This window comes from Paenibacillus dendritiformis (genome assembly GCF_015845845.1).
GTDB lineage: Bacteria > Bacillota > Bacilli > Paenibacillales > Paenibacillaceae > Paenibacillus_B > Paenibacillus_B dendritiformis_C.
The window spans coordinates 1-1,932 of record NZ_LDIG01000081.1 but is presented as its reverse complement, the minus strand read 5'-3'; the positions used below and the strand labels follow the sequence as shown (position 1 = coordinate 1,932).

The following is a 1,932-nucleotide window of genomic DNA, read 5'->3' as shown; positions in this document are numbered from 1 at the left end:
TCTGCATGCGAGCGCTATGCGCTGCTGTAGAACCAAGCGATTGTTCAACGGTATGGAATCGAAAGAGACTGCTGTAGCGCTGTTTGGGGCCGACAAATTCATACATCCATACAAATCCGGCTTCGCAGTGTTTACAGAACATGCGAATGGAGGGCACGTGCAGATAGGTTTTTTTCTCGAACACGGGAAGATGTCGGACGATCCGTATGCCATTGCTTCCTTTGCGGATGACATTTTGATCCGACCCACAGCACGGACAGCATTGCTTTTCGCTGATGGGGAAAGCTTCTATGTGAAGTTCATCGGCATCGATGGACAGGATTTGGCGGATTTTTAGCTCTGGTATGTCGAGCAATTCATTGATATACTGGTTTTGCATCTGTCTATTCCTTTTTTGTTGTTCGGTGAGACTTACAACATTACAGGATTAGCAGATGTTTTTCCATTTTCAGCCTGAGATTATTTCGTCAAGCACTGATTACGGTTTTGAGCCTCATTTAGTAAGTTAATTTTCTTCAGCAGACTTGGCGATTGCTTTCGTTTCATGAACCGTACCATATGGATGCTCTGGCGGCGCATAGATAACGTAAATTTTAAGTGGTTTATTTCCTGTATTGGTTACATTGTGCCATTTTCCAGCAGGTATCATAATTGCATAGTCATCATAGGCCATTGCTCGAAAATCTAATTTATCTTTGCGATCACCCATTTGAACAAGGCCCTGACCTTCCTCAATACGTATGAATTGATCAGTTGTCGGATGGACTTCTAAACCGATGTCATCTCCAACATTAATACTCATCACAGTCACTTGAAAGTGTTTCCCTGTCCATAAAGCGGTACGGTAAGTAGTATTTTGCTTAGTAGCTTGGTCAATATTCACTACAAATGGCCTTGATCCATAATCTCTTAATTTGATGTTTCTAAAATAAGGATTCCAGTTGTTATTGTACCAATTATAATAATGAGGATTCAAAGTATTGCCCCATGTGTTGTTACTCCAGTTGTCATGCATAGGATAATGCCATTGATTATGATAGTAAGAATTACGGTACATGTTCATTCTCCTAGTTGAGTCCGTATAATTGTGTAAAATAGCTTCTTCCAATAAATGAAGAGAGCCATATTCAAACCCCTCAAGTAGAATGTAGTTGCTGACACAACAAACTAGTGAGGTGGATTTGAAAATGGCTCAATATCAGATTAACGTAGATTCGAATATTTTGCATCAATTATTTATTGGAGATAGTAAGGATGCGGGAGTAGCCAAGCTGCTGGAATCCGTATTGAATCAAGTCTTACAAGCGCAGGTGACCGAACAGTTGGATGCAGAACGTTATGAGCGGGCAGAGGAGCGCAAGGGATATCGAAATGGGACATACCCGCATAAGCTCACAACACGTGTAGGCACACTTACGCTTCATATTCCACGTATCCGGGATGGCAAGTTCTCTACGGATTTATTTGCCCGATACCAACGAAGTGAGCAAGCTTTTGTATTAGCCTTAATGGAGATGGTTGTCAATGGTGTCTCTACTCGCAAGGTGTCGCAGATTACCGAGGAGCTGTGTGGCGCCGAATTCTCAAAGTCTACGGTGAGCGAGTTATGCAAGAAGCTCGATCCCATCGTACAAGCTTGGAGCCATCGTCCACTTGGTGACAGTCAGTTTCCATTTGTGCTGGTAGACGCCATGTACTTGAAGGTACGTGAAGACGGTCGTGTACGCTCTCGTGGACTTCTGATCGCAACAGGAGTCAATACCGACGGAACACGAGAAGTGCTTGGGCACATGCTCGGCGATTCGGAATCGGAAGAGACGTGGGGGGCCTTCTTCCAGGAACTGAAGCAGCGCGGGTTACGGGGTGTGGATTACATCGTCTCGGACCAGCATGGCGGGCTTGTGCGTGCGATCCGTCAGCATTTTCAGGGGG

3 protein-coding genes are annotated in these 1,932 nt (G+C 44.5%); 1 reads left to right on the top strand and 2 read right to left on the bottom strand.

Features of this window, described 5'->3' with window-relative positions:
• Together ABD76_RS06115 and ABD76_RS06110 are read right to left on the bottom strand one after the other, a co-directional pair.
• Positions 1–379, bottom strand: a 379-nt coding sequence (locus tag ABD76_RS06115) for a transposase family protein (RefSeq protein WP_197255191.1), incomplete at its 3' end; no start/stop codon positions are given.
• Between the two features lie 126 nt (positions 380–505).
• The gene (locus ABD76_RS06110; RefSeq protein ID WP_197255189.1) at positions 506–1,057 is read right to left on the bottom strand and encodes a cupin domain-containing protein; all 552 of its coding nucleotides are present in this window, start codon (positions 1,055–1,057) and stop codon (positions 506–508) included.
• A gap of 130 nt (positions 1,058–1,187) precedes the next feature.
• Between ABD76_RS06110 and ABD76_RS06105 the strand changes: the two genes are divergently transcribed.
• A partial coding sequence (locus ABD76_RS06105) for an IS256 family transposase (protein WP_197255187.1) occupies positions 1,188–1,932 on the top strand: 745 nt, incomplete at its 3' end.

What these genes read in the sequence shown, in the direction of transcription:
- ABD76_RS06110 (WP_197255189.1), bottom strand. Translation starts at nt 1,057, where the DNA reads ATGTACCGTAATTCTTACTATCATAATCAATGGCATTATCCTATGCAT.